The sequence below is a fragment of the Companilactobacillus paralimentarius genome, from assembly GCF_963227125.1.
In the GTDB taxonomy this organism is placed as follows: domain Bacteria; phylum Bacillota; class Bacilli; order Lactobacillales; family Lactobacillaceae; genus Companilactobacillus; species Companilactobacillus paralimentarius.
The window spans coordinates 2,531,027-2,550,215 of sequence record NZ_OY724131.1 but is presented as its reverse complement, the minus strand read 5'-3'; the positions used below and the strand labels follow the sequence as shown (position 1 = coordinate 2,550,215).

Genomic DNA, 19,189 nt, shown 5'->3' with positions numbered 1-19,189 from the left:
TGGATAACTGAATTTGATTAAGGGAATGTGATTTTTATGAAAGATTTTCGTCGTAAACAGTGGCCAGCACTGATCGTATGGCTGGTTGTAATCTTGATTGCAATCGTCGCTATGCCAAACGTTTCAGAGTTAGTCAGAGAAAATGGTGGGATAAAGCTACCCAACACAGTGGAGAGTGAAGTAGCTAATAAGATTCAGAAAAAAGCGAATAATAATAAATCAGTCCGTACATATACGGCTGTTTTTAGTAATGGAAATCAAAAGCTTTCTTCCAATCAAACCGAAAAGATTAAGGATACTTTGTCTGGTTTAGAGAATGAATCAGGTCTAAGTATTACTAATGTCATGGGACCAACAGATAATGCTGAAACAAAGAAGCAGTTGGTTTCTAAAGACAAAACAACTCAGTTAGCCCAAATTACGGTTAAGGCTAATGGAACTGTTAAGCACCAAGTAAAAGAACTTAACAGTCAGTTAAAGACTTCTGGTATTAATACTTACGTCACAGGTAGTGATGCCTTAAATGATGATTTCTCAACCGTAACTGAAAAAGGTATTCAAAAGACTGAAGTTATTGCGGTTATCTTTATCTTTATCGTATTGATTTTAGTTTTCCGTTCACCAATCGTGCCAATTATTTCCTTATTAAACGTTGGTGTAGCTTTTGTTACCAGTTTGAGTGTTGTCATGAATCTAGCTCAACATGCTGGATTCCCAATCTCTAACTTTACCCAAGTCTTCTTAGTCGTTGTCTTGTTTGGTATTGGTACTGATTATAATATTTTACTTTACGATTACTTTAAGGGAGCGTTGGCAGATGGACTAGATCCGGTCGATGCAATGAGGTCAACTCGTAAACATGGTGGTCGAACAGTTCTCTATTCAGGAATTTCAGTTCTAATCGGATTTTCAGTTTTGTGGCTAGCTAAGTTCTCGTTCTATCAAAGTGCTTCAGCCGTCGCAATTGGTGTTCTTGTTCTATTGCCAGTTCTATTGACATTGAACATGTTCTTCATGGCCGTACTTGGTCCAAAATTATTCTGGCCAAGTAAAATTTCTAATGGTAGTAGTTCAAGTCGTTTATGGCATGGATTATCTAAGACAGCTTTGGCACAACCAGCTATTGTCTTGGGTGTAATTGTTATTTTAGCTATTCCATTCGTTATGACTATGAACGCTGATTTGAACTTTAATAATGCTGATGAATTACCAAGTAGCTATAAGTCAAAAGCTGGGTACGAGATAATTCAAAAGCACTTCTCTAAAGGTATGACAGCTCCTATCACAATTTATATTCAGAGTGATAAGAAATTAAATACTCAATCTAAATTAGCTGCTGTCGATCAATTAACACAGTATCTTCAAAAAGAAGATGGTGTTAAGACAGTTGCTTCTGTAACTGAACCTGGTGGTAGTAAGATTGGTTCAATGTATTTGAAAGATCAATTGAAGACTATTACTAAAGGTTTGGATTCATCTAAAAAAGGTTTAAATACTATTAAATCAGGCTTAGATAGTGCAAATACACAATTAAGTAACGCAAATATCAGTGGTAGCATGAGCCAAGTTCAACAATTGGCCGATGGTACTCAAGAGTTACAAGCTGGTACCCAACAATTACAATCTGGTATCAGTAATTACACGGCTGGGGTTTCAAGTGCTAATTCAGGAGCTCAACAATTAGCTTCTGGTAGTAGCCAAGCAGCTAGTGGTGCAAATACTTTAGCCTCAAGTACACAAACTTTGGCTAGTGGTGCTAACCAAGTTGCTAGTGGTTCTAATCAATTAGCATCTAGTGTCGGTAGTACAGCAGCTAGTCTGCCTACATTGACTGGTCAAGTTCAACAATTGAGTCAAGGTAGTAATACTTTAGCTACTGAAATGAATCAACTAACTGCAACAGTTAACCAACTAAAACCATTACTTGCTCAATTACAAGGTAGTGGTGCACTTAGCCAAGCAACTGGCGGTCAATTAAGTGCTAACCAAATTTCTACATTAGTAAGTAGTATTAATCAATTAAATAGTGGTGCTGGTACTTTGAATAGCGGTATCAATCAATTTACAAGTTCACTTCCTGGCTTAACAAGTCAAGTTAGTCAATTAACTAGTGGTACACAAACTCTAGCTAGTGGTGCTAACCAAGTTGCCAGTGGTGCTGGTCAATTGTCATCAGGTGCTAATAGTCTTGCTAGCGCTAACTCACAAATTGCTAGTGGAGCAAGTACTTTAGCTAGTGGTACTAATACATTAGATGCATCGAGTTCTACTTTGAATAGTGGTGCCGGTACTGTTGCTTCTGCTAGTCAACAAGTTAATACAGGTGTTCAAACCTTGAATACTAAGTTGCAATCAATGTCTTCACAAGTTGATCAATTGCAACAAGGACTTGGTAGTGCCTCTGATGGATTGACAACTTTGGCAAGTGGTAGTGATACCATGAATCAATATTTGACTGAATTACGTAAGTCATATATCGGTGATGATTTCTATCTACCTAAAGCTACGATTAAGTCAAATGCCTTCAAGCCAGCTCTAGATACATACATGGCAGATCATCATAAGATCACAACTCTAACAGTTGTATTAAAGGGTGATCCAAATTCAACTAAAGCAAATACACAATTCAAACGTATGCAAAAAGATTTGAAGTCTCAAGTTAAACATGGCGCATTAGCTGGAACTAAGGTTGCTATCGGTGGTCAAACATCACAAGATAACGATTTGAGAACTCTTGCTAATGGTGACTTCGAGCGTACAGCTATTATCATGTTGATTGGCATCGGAATTGCTTTGATCGTTGTTATTAAATCAATTTTGCAACCAATGATGATTATCGGTACATTGTTAACTGCTTATGCTGTTTCAATGAGCTTAACAAGAATGATTTCTGCAACCTTCTTGGGAAGACCATTATTGAGTTGGAACACACCATTCTTTACTTTCATTATGTTGATGGCCTTAGGTGTTGATTACAGTATCTTCCTAATGATTCGTTATAGGGATGATCACGATGATGCTAACTTGAAGAGTCAAATGTTGAGAGCTGCTACAGCAATTGGTGCGGTTGTTATCAGTGCCGCTATTATCTTGAGTGGTACCTTTGCCGCTTTGATTCCTAGTGGTGTTACAACTTTGATTCAAGTTGCTCTAGGTGTAATTATCGGATTAGTTGTCTTAGTCTTCATCTTACCAATGACTATGTCCAATTTGATCAGTTTAGCCGAATGGCATGAAATGAGTGAACATGGCGATCTTAAGAAAAAGAAAACTTCAAAAGAAACTAAATAATTAAAATAAAAGATCCAGTGACTCAGTATAGAGTTGCTGGATCTTTTTAAGTGCCGCTAACTTGATGGTGAAAGTCAATCATGATTTACTCATGAAATTCATCAAACAGTACATTAACGATGAGTGGTTAGTGAGAATGATTCGTAAATTTCTTACTTCATCTACCCAGTTTGTGAAAGTGTTTACAAGATTTAATCAAGGCGGTAGAATTAAGTATGATAAATATTTGGAGATGAAGATTAATGGATGAAACAAAGAATTTAGTTAATAATGATTTTAAAGATATTATGTTCAATCGTCATTCATATAGAAAGTTCCAAAGTGATGTAAAAATTTCTCGTGAAGAAATTTCAGAAATGCTTGAAGAAACAATTACTGCTCCTTCAGCTTGTAACTTACAATCATGGCACTTTGTTGTTTGTGATGATGAAGAAGGTAAGAAGAAAGCCCATTCTGTTATGATGCCTTTCAACTATCCACAGACTGACAGTTGTTCAGCAATTATCTTCGTTTTAGGTGATACACAATCACATTACAAGTATCGTGATGTTTGGAATAAGGCTTGTGAGAATGGTCAAATTAGCCCTGAGGAACGTGATAAGGTTTTTAAGACATTCTTACCTTTGTATGAACATGCTGACAGAAGTTTTCTTGAAAAGGATGCTACAATCGATGGCAGTATGGCTGCTATGCAATTGTTACTAGTTGCACGTGCTCATGGTTACGAAGCCAACCCAATGTCAGGTTATGATTTTGGTAAAATTGCTTCAACCTTTGGTTTGGACAGTGAAAGATATATTCCAGTTACAGCTGTTGCTATTGGTAAACCGGAAGGCGACTATACTAAGTCAGTTCGTTATGATGTTAAAGATGTTACTGATTTTATGTAAAAACAAAGAAAGCTCAATGTACTACTAGTTGCTAGTAGATACATTGAGCTTTTTTGTTTAGTCTTTATTTTCTTCAAAGTTTGAAAATGCTTCAGGCTTAGTATCTTCAACAGGTACTTTGCCGCGTTCTTTTAGGAAGTAGATGATTGACATGACAATCAAGAAAACAACTCCTACAAGTAGTGAGACTGTGGTCTCAGGATTTAAGAACATGAATACCAAAATAATTATTAAGGAAATAATTGCCAAATAGTTACTGATAGGGAAAAATGGCATTTTGAAGGGATGATCTTTCATCTTATCTTGATTGATCTTACGGAATCTTAATTCACTAAAGAGAATGACGAACCAAGGGACCATACCTGGAAGAACACTTGAACTATAAACGATAACAAAGACATCACCAGAAGTATGTAGTAGAACAGGCAATGAGTAGTTCAAAATTAATCCAATCAAGATACCGATAGAAATGGCTAGTACGGGAATGTATGGAACGTTATGACGAGATAATTTTACGAATGATTTAGGTAAATGTTTCTCTAGACCTAGTGTATAAAGCATTCTACTAGAACTGAAAATACCAGAATTACACCCAGACATAGCGGCTGTTAACATAACGAAGTTGATAATTTCGGCCGCAAAGGTAATACCAACTTTGGAGAATGTTTCAACGAAAGGTGATCCGATTGTACCCAATTTATCCCAAGGATAAATAGCCACGATAACAAAAATAGCACCGATATAGAAAATTAAAATACGTCCAACGATAGAACGAATAGCTTTGATGATATTCTCTTGAGGATTTTCGGCTTCACCAGCTGTGATACCGATAACCTCGATTCCCTGATAGGAAGCAACAACAATAGATAAAGCAAAGATGAATCCTTTTAATCCACCAGTGAAGAAACCACCATGAGTCCAGAGATTGCTGATACCAACTGGATGACCATGATTACCTACTCCAAAGACGATAACAAAAAATCCTAAAATAATCATCATAATAATTGTTAAAACTTTGATTAAGGCAAACCAGAATTCCAGTTCACCATATGCTTTGACAGATGTAAGGTTAGCTAGGCATAATGTAACAACAACCACCACACCTGCTATCCATTTGGGCATGGTTGGGAACCAAAATTCTAGATAAGTTCCGACAGCAATAACTTCACTGATACCGACTACCAAGTATTGAAAAACATTACTCCAGGCAGTTAAATACCCAACTACAGGGTGTAAATACTCTGTTGCATATTTGGCAAAAGAACCAGTTGAAGGATCGACATATAGCATTTCCCCTAATGCACGCATAACCATATAAAGAATCACGCCAGCTAATCCATAGGCAAGTAAAACTGAAGGACCAGTCCATTTGATGGTTGAAGCAGACCCCATGAACAGACCGACTCCAATTGTTCCACCTAAGGCGATCATTTGCATTTGTCTAGATGATAGACTACGACTTAAATTTTTCTTAGCCATATTAACCCCTCACTTCTAATTTGTTCACTATTAGTGAACAGTTGTTTTTGCAACATGGATTCTATGATACCGCAGTCTGATGAAATTGTCATTTATTTTTTCATTAGGTATGTTACTCATCACATGTGAATGGTATGGGTAAAATATGAATAGCATTGTTCATATTTTGAAATAAAAATTAATTAAATATGATTCAATATAAATATAATGATATGTGTTTACAATTTAAGGTATAAATTAGATAATGAACAGTGTTTATAAGTAAAGGAAATTTTTAAATCTGATATTGTGCGGAATATGGGTGATCAAAAACCTTGATATCCCGCACAAAATATTTCTAGGATTTAAAAACAATAGGATGAGATTATGGATATTAATATATTTATTGAGCGGAGAAAATCGCTGAAAATATCCCAAGTAAAACTGTGTAAGGACATTTGCACACAATCAACTCTTAGTAAATTTGAAAATAATGGTCGAATACCTTCGTTGACCATTTTAAGTAAATTATGTGAGAGGTTGGGACTTTCTGTTGATGATCTATATAGAAATTCAATAGCAACGACGACACATATGAAGTCACTTCTAAATAAAACTGAAAGTGAATTAATGATGGAAAATTATTCGAACACTTTCAAGGGATTGTCTGAAATTAATGCGGATGAAATTCATAATAACGCATTAAAGATGCAATACTATTATCAACGGGGACTTTATGAAGCTTTGACAAATGGTAAACTTGAAAATGCTTTTTATTGTTTTGCACGCATATTAAATGATTTGGATGAGAAGCATCAAACAATTTATACTCATCTATCATACGTTGGCTTGGGTGTATTTTATTTTAGGTTAGGTATGATCGATGAGGCTAGTTTCTTCTTTGAGAAGGTCTGGAACTATATTGATTTGCATAAAGATGAAACATATCAAAAGAATGGAATTAATGTTTATTTACGAATATTAACAATTATTTTTTATACAGCGGAGTTTTATATAAAAAATAAGAAATATGATAAAAGTAATGAATTAGTTTCACGGGGAATAAAACTTTGTTCGGAGCAACATATTACTTATTATTTACCTAGATTGAAACTTCTTTCCGCGGAAATAGCTATCAATGAAAAGAGACCACATAAAGAAATTGAAGAATTATTAAATGAATCTTTAGCTTTTGCTAAAATCAATCACAACGCAACAGTTGAAGATAGAATTAATTCCTTGCTTGAAAAATATAACAAAGAGTCTGGCTTCAAAAAATAGTATTTCTTATACTAAAAACACTCAAATACAAAAAAACTGAAACTTTGATAAAAAAGTTTCAGCTTTTTTTTGTTTAGATTAATCTTTTAACTAAACTATATAGTCCTAAGACTATTAAAACAATTATACCGAGTAAACTAAGTACCCAAGTCGTTTGATTGCCAGTTTGTGGTAATAAACCTTTAGTTGCATCATTATTTGGAATATTAGGATCACTAGCTTTAGCCGGTGTGAGCGGATTATCTGGAAGTAATGGTGTTGAATCCTTTGAAGAAGATTCGTTATTATCAGACTCTGAAGGAATCAAATTAGTATCAGTAGAAGTATTAGGGTTGCTTGGTTGACTAGGAATAGTTGGTTCTACAGGTTGTTCAGGTTCTATAGGTGTAGTTGGAGTTGTAGGCTTTGTCGGTGTCGTTGGTTTGTCAGGATTATCTGGTTTACTAGGATTTACCGGCGTATTAGTCGAATGCGTGTTGGTAATGGAAATATTGTTAGTATCAACCCGTTTAACCTCGGTAGTATAACCTGTAACTGGAGTTTCCTTAACAGAATATTTGACGTTTTTATCAAGGTTATTCCAAGTATATGACCAGTCATTATCCGCATTCAAGACAACAGGATCACCGAGTTCCTTACCGTCAGCTAGCAATTGGATTTTAACTTGATCAGGACGAATCTTATCTTGATTATTTTCATCGTTCCAAGTCTTTGTAATGGTCAACTTAGTCTTATTATCAATTGGTGGCGTTACATGATTCAAAGTATTAGTAATTGTAGCAAGACTATCTTTTGTAACAGTTGGATTGAAGTCAATATTTGAGACAGGTTTTAAGAGACATTCAGAACCGCGTTTACCTTCCACAGCTCAAATAAATCATTAATCGTGATTAATAACTTATTTGAACCCTGGAAAGCATTAAATCAGGCGGCCATTTGGCTCGCAAGTGTTGCGATTTCAACTTGTAAGGGGGTCTGGTAGCCCAGTGAACTATGAATTCTCTTCCTATTGTAGAAAGCATGCACATATTCAAAAAGGACAGCAGCGGCAGTTTCATAATTCTCAAAGACCGGCACTGGATAAACACATTCCTTTTTGAGGGAAGCATGAAAAGATTCCATTGGTGCATTATCGTATGGACACCCCTTACGGCTGTAAGAGTGGCGGATATGTAGTTCTGTTAACCGTTGGTTGTAATCATCGCTGGTGTACTGTGATCCTAAGTCTGTGTGGATAATCAGGTCCCCAGTAATGGTTCGATTTTTAACCGCGCTTTCCAGGGTCTTTAAGACTAAATCAGTATCCATCTTTTTTGAGAATGAATAGCCGATAATTCGTCTTGAGTGCAGATCCATGATGGTTGATAAGTAACACCAGCCATTACGCTTCGTTTGAATATAGGTCATATCAGCGGTCCATTTTTGATTTAAACCAGTGGTCGAGAAATCCTGCTTAAGCAAGTTGGGACGCTGTTCAACCTTGGTTTTGGAAGCCGAAGCCGCTTTCCATTTATTGACGGTAACGGAGTGGATATCCAGTTCCTTCATGAGCCGGGAAATCCGTCTTGGGCTGCACCGACGCTGCAGTGGTTGAAGTTCCAGATTCAATTCATGGTGGATCTTCATAACACCGTATCGCTGCTTAAATTCCGCAAAGATCCGCAGAATCCGTTGTTTTAAGTCCGCATCTTCGGCCCGGCGTTTTGAAGGCTTTGGGGATCGATAACGATAATACTGAGCTCTGGAAACACCGAGGATTCGGCACATCTTAGTTACCTGGTGGTGATGGCTTTCTTGGTGAATGTAATCAAAAATATTGGTTACTTCTGCGCAAGGAAGCCCAGGGCTTTTTTTAGGATTTCGTTCTCCTCAGACAGGGAAGCCAGCCGCTTTTCCATCGCTTTAATTTCGTCTGGCGATTTACCGGATTGAGTTTTGGCTTGGCCCTGGATCCACTTATGAACGGTTGAATAGCCAATGCCATATTATCTGGCCAGTTGGGCAGCTGATTCGCCTTGCTTATATAGGTTGATGATGTTTTGTTTGAATTCTTTGTCGTAACGAGTTGGCATGTAAAAATTCCTTCCTTTTGAGAGACGATTTATTCATTATACGCTCTCTTAAAAGTTGTCTCAGGAATCAGCTTACATCCATTGTTGGCGGAACAATTTTAGGGTTTGTTTCAGCAGCACTTCCACAATTATGCCAACCATTTATGAAAAAAATAACAGGTGGAGATTTTCAAGCTATAGGTCATTTCAATATGATTGGTTACGCTCTATCTGGTTTTATTGGCAATATTTTCAAAAGTCATAAAGATGAAACAACAGAAAACATCAAGTTTCCAGAATGGTTATCTTTCTTTAAGGATTTCCTAATGGGAGTTGCGGTTGTTATGATCGTTATTTTCTATGTTGCTGCGTTAGCTGCAGGTAAAACTGTTGTTACAAAATTGTCAGGAACAACTGATTGGTTAGTCTTCCCAATGATTCAAGCTTTAACATTTACGGCCGGAATTTCTATTTTGATGACAGGTGTTCGTATGTTTCTTGCTGAAATTACAGCTGCTTTCGTTGCCATTTCAGAAAAATTCATTCCAGGTTCACGTCCAGCATTGGATGTTCCCACAATTTTCCCATTTGCACCTACGGCTGTTTTGGTAGGCTTTCTAAGTTCTTACACAGCCGGTTTGTTGGCAATTGTTGTAATGGTTATGTTGAAATTCCCAATCGTTATCATTCCTGCTGCACATATTTGTTTCTTCTCCGGTGGTACTGCGGGTATCTTTGGTAATTCAACTGGTGGATGGAGAGGCGCTATTCTAGGTTCGTTTGTAGTCGGATTATTGTTAGCCTTTTTACCTTTATTACTTTATCCAACATTCTCATCACTTGGAATTACTGGATCAACATTCCCAAACGTCGACTACAACGTTGTAGGTTCACTATTAAATTGGTTCTTAGGAATCTTTCATTAAGGAGGATATATTTTGACAGACGTTTCTGGAATTATTGTCGCAATGGTTACACCATTAGCCGATGATCAAAAAATTAGTTATTCAAGAACAGATAAATTGATAGATAAACTTTTAACTTATAACATTAATGGAATCTTTATTTTAGGAACAAATGGAGAGGCGTATTCATTAACAGAGGATGAAAAATTTTCCTTTGCTAAACATGTAATTGAATATGTAAATCATAGAACTCAAATTTTTGTTGGGACAGGATTAAATAGTACTTCCGAAACGATTGACTTTAGTCAGAGAATCGCAACTTTGAATCCAGATGCTTTGTCAGTGGTAACGCCTTATTTTGTACCGCCTACTCAGGAAGAACTAATCAATCATTTTGAAAAATTAGCTAATTCAGTAAATGTTCCAATTATTCTTTATAATATGCCCGGAAAAACCGGTGTAAATATTGACCCTGAAACAGTTGCCGAACTATCAAAGAATTCTAATATTGTTGGAGTAAAAGATAGTTCTGGAAGTATTGATAACATGCGTGGTTATTTGAAACTTCGAGCTAATAAAGATTTTGGTGTGTTATCAGGTTCCGATTCGAAGATTTTGGCGTTATTAGAAGCCGGAGGTGATGGAGCAATTGCTGCAACAGCTAATCTATTAACCCAAAATGACGTTGATATTTATGAATATTATCAAAATGGCAATTTAAAGATGGCTGAGGAATGCCAACACAGAATTGAACCGTTGAGAAAAGTTTTGCATACAAGAACAACTCCGTCTGCACTAAAAGCTACTGTAACTGCTAGTGGAATTAATGTTGGACCAGCTAAGGATCCTGTGATGATGCCCAATAGTGATGAACTTGAAGATATTGACAGAATGATTAGTTATTACAGAACCAATAATATTATTTAGAGGTGTCGTATGAAAAAACTTGATTATATGAATCGTATTTATGACAGTGGTGCGTTGGCAGTTGTACGTGCATCAACTGATCGTGTTATCGAAATTGCTGAAGGCATTGTTAAAGGCGGAGTTGATGTAATGGAAGTCAGTTACACCATAGATAGTGCAGCTAATTCGATTAAAATTTTAAAGGAAAAATTTGGCGACAAATTGTTAGTTGGTGCCGGAACTGTATTGGATGGAGAAACAGCAAAAGATGCTATTAAAGCAGGTGCTCAATTTATCTATTCACCAATGTTTGACACAGAAGTTGCCAAATTATGTAATCAATATCAAATTCCCTATGCACCTGGATGTACTTCTGTTACTGAAGCTATCACTGCATTACGAGCAGGAGCTACTTTTGTCAAAATCTTTCCATATGGAGGAATCGTTGGTCCTGATTTAATCAAAACAATGAAGACTCCAATTCCTTATTTACCATTGATAGAATCTGGTGGTGTAACGGTAGATAATATTACGGATTGGCTTGAGGCTGGTACTGATATCGTCGGCATTGGCGGTGCCCTATCCAAAGGGACCGTGGATGATATAGCTCAGAGTGCCCAACAGTTTAGAAATAAAATTGATGAATATCGTGAATAAGATCAAAAAAACCAAAAGGGCGGAAGTAACTACTCTTTTGGTTTTATTGCTAGATAATGGAAGGTGATTATACGTGCTAGATAAAAAACAATTGTTGATCATTGATAAGTTGATTCAAAATCCGGTGTTAACAAAGGATGAATTGACAAAAAAGTTTTCATTATCAGATAGGCAGATAGAGTATTCCATTGATAAATTGAACCAATACTTAGATGAAAAAGGAAAAAAAGAAATTGATGCCGACGGAGTATATATCACTGTTCCCAGTGAAACCTATGATTATTTATTGAATATTCGTGTATCAGAGAACTTAATGTCTTTAAAAAGGTATGTATTGAGCAATGACGAGAGAAAACTATTTTTAACGTTGTTACTTTCAACGAGCAATAAATATTTGTCGTTAGTACATTTGCAAGAATTGTTACGTGTTAGTCAGTCAACAGTTTCAAAAGACTTAAAACAGTTGGAATTGGATTTGTTCTCCCAGCAGTTAAAAATAAGTTATGATCGAAAAACTGGTTATAAAATAAATGGCCGTGAAGATGCTATTAGAATGTGTTTAATTAAGAATATCTCTAATGAGTTGGTGGAGAATAGATCTGAACTCCTAAATAATTTTATAGATTCTAATTGTCGTTATGGATTAAATGAAATTTTTGAATTGGTATCGAATTTAAAAGATCATTATCAAATTAAATTTGTAGAAAATAGACTGAGGGAATTTTGCTATATACTGACGATTATTATTGATCGATTGTACATAAAGCCAAATTACGTTCCGGCCAATGTTAAAAAGTTTAATATTCGTGAAACTAATGAATACAGATTCTCGGAAGAGTTACTAGATTCCTTAGGAATCGAGAATAAAAATGCGGCCGAATATGTGGCCACAACTGTACTTTGTTTGAGTATTGGCGGAGAAAAAAATTTTGATATTGATAATTATATTTATAGTATCACTGAAAAAATTGTTGATAAATTTTCTGATATATCAGGAATAGATTTTACGGATAACAAAAAAGTTATTGGTCAAATTTTTACACATTTTAGATCGATGTATTTTAGACTTCAATTTAAATTTCCCATTACTAACCCTTTAACGAAGCAAGTTATGAAGGAATATAATGAAATTTTTGAGTTGTTGTCGCAAACTATATCCAAATTTGAGGATGAGTTAGGTAAAGTTCCTAATGAAGAGATTGCCTATTTAACAATTCATTTGATTGGTTTCATTTATGATTCCAATCAGAATAAAAGGAATTATTTATCAGCGGCTATTGTTTGCCCAAACGGTATCGGAAGTTCTGCTTTAGCATATTTACAATTAACTAACATTTTTCCCAATATTAAATTTATGATGCCATTTCCTTATTCAGAGTTAAAAAATCATTTGGATGAAATTGATATGATATTTTCCACTTTTTATAGAAGTGATTTGTTTACACTGGAAAAACCATGCTTTGTAATCAATCCAATTTTGACTGATGATGATAAATATGCAATCGTACAAAAAGTTAATAGTAGTTTCTCATCCAATAATTTTGTTGCCCCTACGTTAGATACAGTAATGAAAGTTATAAATAATAATGTCCGTAATGAAGATATGTTAAAAAAGATTAGGAAAGATTTATCTGAAGATATATTTAGATCTAAGCCAATATTTAATGTTCATAAACTTTCAATAAAGGATGTAATTAAACCGGATTATATCCAGTTACATACCAGCTATCGTGATTATCAAGATGCAGTAGAGGCAAGCCTAGTACCATTTCTTAAAAATAATATTATTAGAAGATCATATATTTCCAAGATTTTAAATCAAATCAATAACGGAATTGATTTTGTGATAGCCCCTAATATTGCATTGCCGCATACAAATCCACACTTTGGAGCCAATAAAATAGGGATAGGGATTCTATCAATAAAAGAACCTATTGTATTATCTGAAAATAAGCGAGTTAAGTATATATTTTCATTAAGTGCTATTAATTCAACTGATCATTTAAATGCATTGAATGATTTAATGAATTTAATTAGCGATGAAAAATTTATGAAGATATTAGATGATGAAAAATGTAGTTCACTGGATGTTATAAATTACATATATAAGTATTGAGGAATTTAAATAAACCTTCGATTGTTTTATTTTTTTTATACATTAATAGGAAGAAAAACATTGTAAACGTTTTGATAAAATTGCGTAATATAGCTTGAAACATATGTTTGACTAATCTAAGATTTAAAGTGTTTAGTATTGAACAATATGGAGGGGTTATTTTGAAGAAGAGTACATCATTACTACTTAGTGGAATTTTAGTTTCTGGCATGGTGCTAGGAACAATCGTCACTCCTGTAACAGTTAACGCTGCTACTCAAGCAACAACACAAGCAGATCAAACAGTTACAAATTACGTGACATTCGTTGATGCTGACGGTAATACCATCAGCCCAGCACGTGCATATCAAGGAACAAAGGGTCAAAAGATTACTGTTGCTCCAGATGGTTACACAAGTTCTGACAGTAGTAAGGTTACTTTTGGTAACGACGGAGACAGCAAGTCAGTTGTAGTTACTAAGATGATTTCAGTTAAGGTTAATTACGTTGATCAAAACGGTAAATTAGTTAACTCAGAAACAGTTAATGGTGGTAACGGCAATGATTATAAATTGACTAATCTACCTGCAGGCTGCACATGGAATAACGATGCAGAGCAAACTATTAATTTAGTTGAAGGAAAAGAATATAACGTTCCCGTAACGAAGAAAGTTTCTAACACAGTTATCTTTAAGACAGCTGATGAAACTGAGGTTGGTAGAACTGAAATCTTTGGCGACAAAGCTGGGGTTAAGGTTTCATTAACAGATACTCAATTGCCAGAAGGCTACACAACAGCAAGCAAGGACTTAACTCTACAAAACGAAGGTAATACTCAATTTGTTACTGTTACAAAGAGTGCCGCTGATGGAATTATTCCTATTAAGGGAATTGTAAAAGTTACTGTTCCTTTAGCTCACTTATATGATAAAGACGGTAAGGTATTGAGTCGTTCATTGAGTAAAGATTCAAGATGGCAAACAAATAATAAGATGGTCCTCAATGGAGTAACTTATTATCAAGTTTCTACAACTGAATGGTTGAAGTTATCAGATATTCTTGTTGAAGGTTCAACTACAACAAACGATAAAGACAACAACAGCTCATCAGATGATACAACAGCTCAAAAATCTGATGTTAGAGCCGTAACAACTAAGAATACTGGTTTTGCTCAAATCTATGATGATAACGGCAAAGCTATTGTAAATCTTAAATTAGGACCTAACACACCATGGGCAACTGACTTAATGAAGACTCAAAACGGTGTAAAGATGTACCGTGTTGCTACTAACCAATGGATCAAAGTTAGCGAAATTATCTAATTAAATAGTACTCAAAAAGGACAATCCGTAATGTGAAGTGCCCTAAAATTGTTAGATATAATCTAACAACTTTAGGAGCACTTTTTTTATGACCAAATACTCTTCAGATTTCAAAGCTAAATTAGTAAATGAATACCTTGATGGACAAATTTCTATACTTGGATTATCGAAAAAATATGGAATGCCCAGTAAATCACCGATTTATCGCTGGATCCATCAAGCGGAGGCGAATGGACTTGATTATTTGATAAGTAAGAAATCCCATAAAGAATATTCTCAAGATTTCAAATTATCCGTGATAGAATATTATAAATTACATGAGATCAGTCGCCTTGATACTGCAATTTATTTCAAGATATCACCTAGTCAAGTTGATTCATGGATCTATAAATATAATCAATATGGTGTTATTGGATTAAGGCGTCGTCCCAGAGGGAGACGACCGTTAATGGCCAAGAAAAAGAAGAAACAAACACGTTTAAATTCCACAAAAGAAGAGAAATATAAACAGGAAATTCTTGATCTAAAAGCTAAACTACATGATGCCGAAATGGACCGTGATATTTTAAAAGCACTAAAGACCTTGCGAGAAAACGATCACAACTCGAAAAAGCAAAATTAGTCAAATCATTACTTAAAAAATACAAGTTGAATGAGTTATTAACTAAGGTCGATCTACCAAGATCAACTTATTATGAACGCCTTAGTAAAACTGATAAAACAGATAAATACGCTCAACTAAAAGATTTTATTGTTAAAACATATCACGATTCAAACTCAACCTACGGTTATCGTCGAATCTGGAAAGAGTCTCTCAAGGTCGGATTCAAAAATTCTCCAGAAACAATTCGGCATTTAATGACCAAACTTAAATTAAAAGTAGTTATTTTTTCAAAACACACATCCGGTTACTGTTCCTATAGAGGTAACCTTGGAAAAATAGTTCCTAATACAATCAAACAGAAATTTACTGAGACAGAACCTTTAAAAGTATTACATACAGATGTAACTCAAATACGTTTGCGTAAAGACAAATGGGGCTATATATCCGCCGTGCTGGACCAGGCCAGCGGCGAAATATTATCTTATTCAATAAGTTTGAGCCCTAATAAATTACTAATATTAGATACTCTAGAAAAATTGAAGCAAAATATAGTTCCCTCTTTAAAACCAATCCTTCACTCTGATCAAGGATGGCATTATCAGCTCAAATATTATCGAGATACCCTAAAAACAATGGGTATTGAACAAAGTATGTCTCGAAAAGGCAATTGTCACGACAATGCCCCAATTGAGAGTTTTTTTAATCTGCTCAAAAGAGAATGTCTTTATAGGTATAATATCGATGACCTAACCGAATTAAAGAACATAGTCGCTAAATATATCAATTGGTACAACAATAAACGTATTTCTTTAAACAAAAATGGATTGTCCCCTGTAGAATACAGGGAACAATCCATGATTTTTTAAAACTTATAAAAATGTCTAACTTTTTTATTGCACTTCAATGGATTGCCCTTTTTCTTTAGAAGTATTGAAGTAAATCTTTCTCTTTAATCTTATCTTTTTCAGCTTGGTTTAAATCTAGGATTATTTCACCCTTTTTCAAAACAATCAAACGATTTCCATATTTCATAGCGTCAGATAAATCGTGAGTAATCATCATGCAAGTTAATTCTTTTTCCAGAATGACTTTATTAGTTAGTTCCATCAAATCTTTGCTAGTTTGAGGATCTAAGGCAGCTGTATGTTCATCTAAGAGCAGTAATTCAGGCTTTTGGATAATTGCCATCAAGAAGCTTAACGTCTGTCTTTGACCACCAGATAGCTTTTCAGTAAAAGTGTTGAGACGATTATCCAGAGTAGGTAAATTAGAAATCAATTTTTGGAATTCATCCATGTTCTCCTTAAGATGACGTAAATGTAATCTTCTAGGTAAACCACGACGTTTAGCCAGTAACAAGTTTTCAGCTACAGTCATTCTGGGAGCTGTACCAGATTTAGGATCTTGGTAAACTCGACTGATATTACGGCTACGTTTGGCCAAGTTTTCATCCGTAATATCTTTACCATTTAATAAAATTTTTCCAGAACTTAATTCATTAGTACCAGTGATAGCATCAAGTAAGGTTGATTTACCAGCACCATTTGTTCCTAAAACAACTAGAAAATCTTTAGGGTTAATTGTTAAATTGATGTGGTTAAGAATATTTAGATTTTCGTCGTCGTTATAAATAGTTTTGACGGCATCTTTTATTTCTAGTAATGGTTTCATTTTGTTTTAACCCCGTTTCTCATAGTCTTTAGGAACTGTTCACGAATTGTTGGTAGAGCAAGGCATAATGCCAAAATAATGGCTGAAATCAGCTTCAAATCGTTGGTATTGAAACCTAATTGAAGAACAATCATCAGAATCAAACGGTAGACGATACTACCAATAACAATGGTAATAAGTCGAATGCTTAGTGGAACATCAGGGTAAATAACTTCACCGATAATAATAGCTGAAAGGCCAATAACGATAACGCCGATACCCATATTAACGTCGGCAAATCCGTTTTGTTGGGCAATCAATCCACCTGTTAAAGCTACAATTCCATTAGAAACCATCAAACCGATGAATTTCATGACAGTAGTGTTGATACCTAATGAAGCGGCCATGGTCTCATTATCACCTGTAGCGATAACAGCTTGACCCTTTTCGGTATTGAGAAAAATGATTAGTAGGAAAATAATCAATGCAATAATGATGATCCCCAAGATAATACCATTGAAGTTAGTTGGCAGTTTATCCAAGCCAAATTCAGTGAAAATATTTCTTGATTTAGTTAAAGACATGTTAGCATTTCCCAAAATTCTTAAATTAATGGAATAGAGGGCAGTCATTGTCAAAATACCAGCTAGAAGGATAGGAACATTTAACTTGGCATAGAGAAAGGCCGTTGCAAATCCAGCTAAACATCCGAAGATAAATGCCATTAGTAAAGCAAAGAGTGTTGAGTGGCCTTCTTGAATTAGGCTGATAGCTGTGACAGCACCGAGTGGAAAACTTCCTTCAACTGTCATATCAGGAAAATCGAGAATTCGGAATGTGATGAAAAGACCAATGGCCATTATTGACCAGATGAAACCCTGACTTATAGTAGATACGATTAGATTCATTTGATTATTTGTCCTTTCTTTTGAGCTTCTTTAACTAATGAGTCAGGAAATTGGATATTCAATTTCTTGGCCATTTTTTCATTTAACATTAAATGCCCTTTTTGCATAAAGGTAACTGGAGTTGTAGCGGTTTTTTCCTTACCCTGTAAAATTCTAACAACATGTTCACCAGTTTTTTGTCCTAATTCATATTGGCTTAAACCAACTGTAGCTAATCCGCCATCTTTAACCATAGTGGTTGCAGCTGGGAAAACAGCAATATTTTGTTTGGCAGCAATTGAAGATAATAACTTCATACCACTGGCCACGGTATTATCGGTAGGAACGTAAATAGTTTGAACTTTTTGTGTTAAAGCAGTTGCGACTTGTTGTAAATCGTTAACTGAGTTGATACTGGAAACTTCGACCTTCATGCCATTCTGCTTAGCCAACTGTTTCATTTTTTTCATTTGACTAGTAGCTGAAGCATCACTAGAAGTATAGATAATGCCGATAGTATTTAAATCTGGAACTACTTTTTTCATTAATTGTAATTGAGCTTTTAGAGGTGCTTGATCGGAGACACCGGTAATATTGCCACCCGGTTTCTTGTTGTTAGAAATAATTCCTGCACCTTCTGGATCAGTAACAGCCCCCATGACAATAGGAATCTTATTAGTAGCATTTTTCAAAGATTGAACTGAAGGAGTAGCGATACCAACCGCTACGTCAACGTTGTCCTGTACAAATTGTTTACTGATGGTTCTTAAATTACTTTGATCACCTTGAGCATTTTGAAATTCAATTTTGACGTTCTTGCCATCAATATAACCGTGCTTCTTTAAGGTGTCATCAATTCCCTTATTGATTTGATCCAAAGCTGGATGTGACATCAATTGTAGAACTCCAACTTTTGGAATAGCGTTCTGTTTACGGGCATCAGCATGTCCAGTGTAAAAGAATGCAAAGATTAAAAATGCTGCTAAGGCAACTAGTGTTGCGTAAAGTCTTCTCGTATGTTTCATCGTTAAATTCCCCCAAATTAAAAAGGCAACCCCAGAGTTTGTGGGATTGCCTAAAAAAACAAAATACCCACATGGTCTTTTTTTTACAGAATTCCATGTGGGCTCTAAAATTATCATAGTTTAATAAGCCGACATGGATACAATCCTTTCAGACTGAATCCATATCG

General features: G+C 35.2%; 14 protein-coding genes and 2 pseudogenes. 10 read left to right on the top strand and 6 right to left on the bottom strand.

Going from position 1 to position 19,189, the window contains the following annotated elements:
* Positions 1–36 precede the first annotated feature (36 nt).
* Positions 37–3,291, top strand: coding sequence for an MMPL family transporter (locus ACI6PB_RS12520; protein ID WP_404327528.1), 3,255 nt, complete (start codon positions 37–39; stop codon positions 3,289–3,291).
* A gap of 242 nt (positions 3,292–3,533) precedes the next feature.
* The gene (locus ACI6PB_RS12515; RefSeq protein WP_025084830.1) at positions 3,534–4,181 is read left to right on the top strand and encodes a nitroreductase family protein; all 648 of its coding nucleotides are present in this window, start codon (positions 3,534–3,536) and stop codon (positions 4,179–4,181) included.
* A 57-nt stretch (positions 4,182–4,238) separates the two neighbouring features.
* On the opposite strand, the gene ACI6PB_RS12510 is transcribed toward ACI6PB_RS12515, so the two are convergent.
* A complete protein-coding gene (locus tag ACI6PB_RS12510; RefSeq protein WP_025084831.1) occupies positions 4,239–5,660 on the bottom strand; it encodes an amino acid permease in 1,422 nt (473 codons plus the stop codon).
* Positions 5,661–6,026: 366 nt separating this feature from the next.
* Here ACI6PB_RS12510 and ACI6PB_RS12505 point away from each other — a divergent pair, with 366 nt between their 5' ends.
* Positions 6,027–6,920, top strand: coding sequence for a helix-turn-helix domain-containing protein (locus tag ACI6PB_RS12505; protein ID WP_404278774.1), 894 nt, complete (start codon positions 6,027–6,029; stop codon positions 6,918–6,920).
* A gap of 73 nt (positions 6,921–6,993) precedes the next feature.
* Here ACI6PB_RS12505 and ACI6PB_RS12500 read toward each other — a convergent pair whose 3' ends face one another.
* Both ACI6PB_RS12500 and ACI6PB_RS12495 read right to left on the bottom strand, forming a co-directional pair.
* Entirely contained in the window at positions 6,994–7,785 is a 792-nt protein-coding gene (locus ACI6PB_RS12500) for a Cna B-type domain-containing protein (protein ID WP_404327527.1), read from the bottom strand.
* A 59-nt stretch (positions 7,786–7,844) separates the two neighbouring features.
* On the bottom strand, positions 7,845–8,723 hold the full coding sequence (locus ACI6PB_RS12495) for an IS3 family transposase (protein WP_309511212.1): 879 nt from the start codon (positions 8,721–8,723) through the stop codon (positions 7,845–7,847).
* A 334-nt stretch (positions 8,724–9,057) separates the two neighbouring features.
* Between ACI6PB_RS12495 and ACI6PB_RS12490 the strand changes: the two are divergent.
* From ACI6PB_RS12490 to ACI6PB_RS12460, 7 genes and pseudogenes are all read left to right on the top strand, one after another.
* Positions 9,058–9,897: pseudogene (locus ACI6PB_RS12490) on the top strand (PTS transporter subunit IIC); the annotation flags it as partial.
* 12 nt (positions 9,898–9,909) lie between these two features.
* A complete protein-coding gene (dapA, locus tag ACI6PB_RS12485) occupies positions 9,910–10,803 on the top strand; it encodes a 4-hydroxy-tetrahydrodipicolinate synthase (RefSeq protein WP_025084846.1) in 894 nt (297 codons plus the stop codon).
* A 9-nt stretch (positions 10,804–10,812) separates the two neighbouring features.
* Positions 10,813–11,439: a ketohydroxyglutarate aldolase gene (locus tag ACI6PB_RS12480; protein WP_025084847.1), complete on the top strand. Its 627-nt coding sequence runs from the start codon at positions 10,813–10,815 to the stop codon at positions 11,437–11,439.
* Positions 11,440–11,512: 73 nt separating this feature from the next.
* Positions 11,513–13,555 carry a BglG family transcription antiterminator gene (locus ACI6PB_RS12475; protein ID WP_025084848.1) on the top strand — a complete coding sequence of 681 codons (2,043 nt, stop codon included), beginning with the start codon at positions 11,513–11,515 and terminating at the stop codon, positions 13,553–13,555.
* Between the two features lie 161 nt (positions 13,556–13,716).
* Positions 13,717–14,856: an SLAP domain-containing protein gene (locus tag ACI6PB_RS12470; protein WP_025084849.1), complete on the top strand. Its 1,140-nt coding sequence runs from the start codon at positions 13,717–13,719 to the stop codon at positions 14,854–14,856.
* A gap of 88 nt (positions 14,857–14,944) precedes the next feature.
* Positions 14,945–15,478, top strand: coding sequence for a helix-turn-helix domain-containing protein (locus ACI6PB_RS12465; RefSeq protein WP_025086434.1), 534 nt, complete (start codon positions 14,945–14,947; stop codon positions 15,476–15,478).
* A gap of 5 nt (positions 15,479–15,483) precedes the next feature.
* Positions 15,484–16,326: pseudogene (locus tag ACI6PB_RS12460) on the top strand (IS3 family transposase); the annotation flags it as partial.
* A 55-nt stretch (positions 16,327–16,381) separates the two neighbouring features.
* On the opposite strand, the gene ACI6PB_RS12455 reads toward ACI6PB_RS12460, so the two are convergent.
* The 3 genes from ACI6PB_RS12455 to trpX are packed head-to-tail and all read right to left on the bottom strand — an operon-like array spanning position 16,382 to position 19,022.
* The gene (locus ACI6PB_RS12455; RefSeq protein WP_025085992.1) at positions 16,382–17,131 is read right to left on the bottom strand and encodes an ABC transporter ATP-binding protein; all 750 of its coding nucleotides are present in this window, start codon (positions 17,129–17,131) and stop codon (positions 16,382–16,384) included.
* On the bottom strand, positions 17,128–18,018 hold the full coding sequence (locus ACI6PB_RS12450; protein ID WP_404327526.1) for an ABC transporter permease: 891 nt from the start codon (positions 18,016–18,018) through the stop codon (positions 17,128–17,130). Before ACI6PB_RS12450 ends, ACI6PB_RS12455 begins: the two co-directional genes overlap by 4 nt.
* Positions 18,015–19,022, bottom strand: a complete 1,008-nt coding sequence (trpX, locus tag ACI6PB_RS12445; RefSeq protein ID WP_025085990.1) for a tryptophan ABC transporter substrate-binding protein — start codon at positions 19,020–19,022, stop codon at positions 18,015–18,017. Before trpX ends, ACI6PB_RS12450 begins: the two co-directional genes overlap by 4 nt.
* Positions 19,023–19,189: the final 167 nt, after the last annotated feature.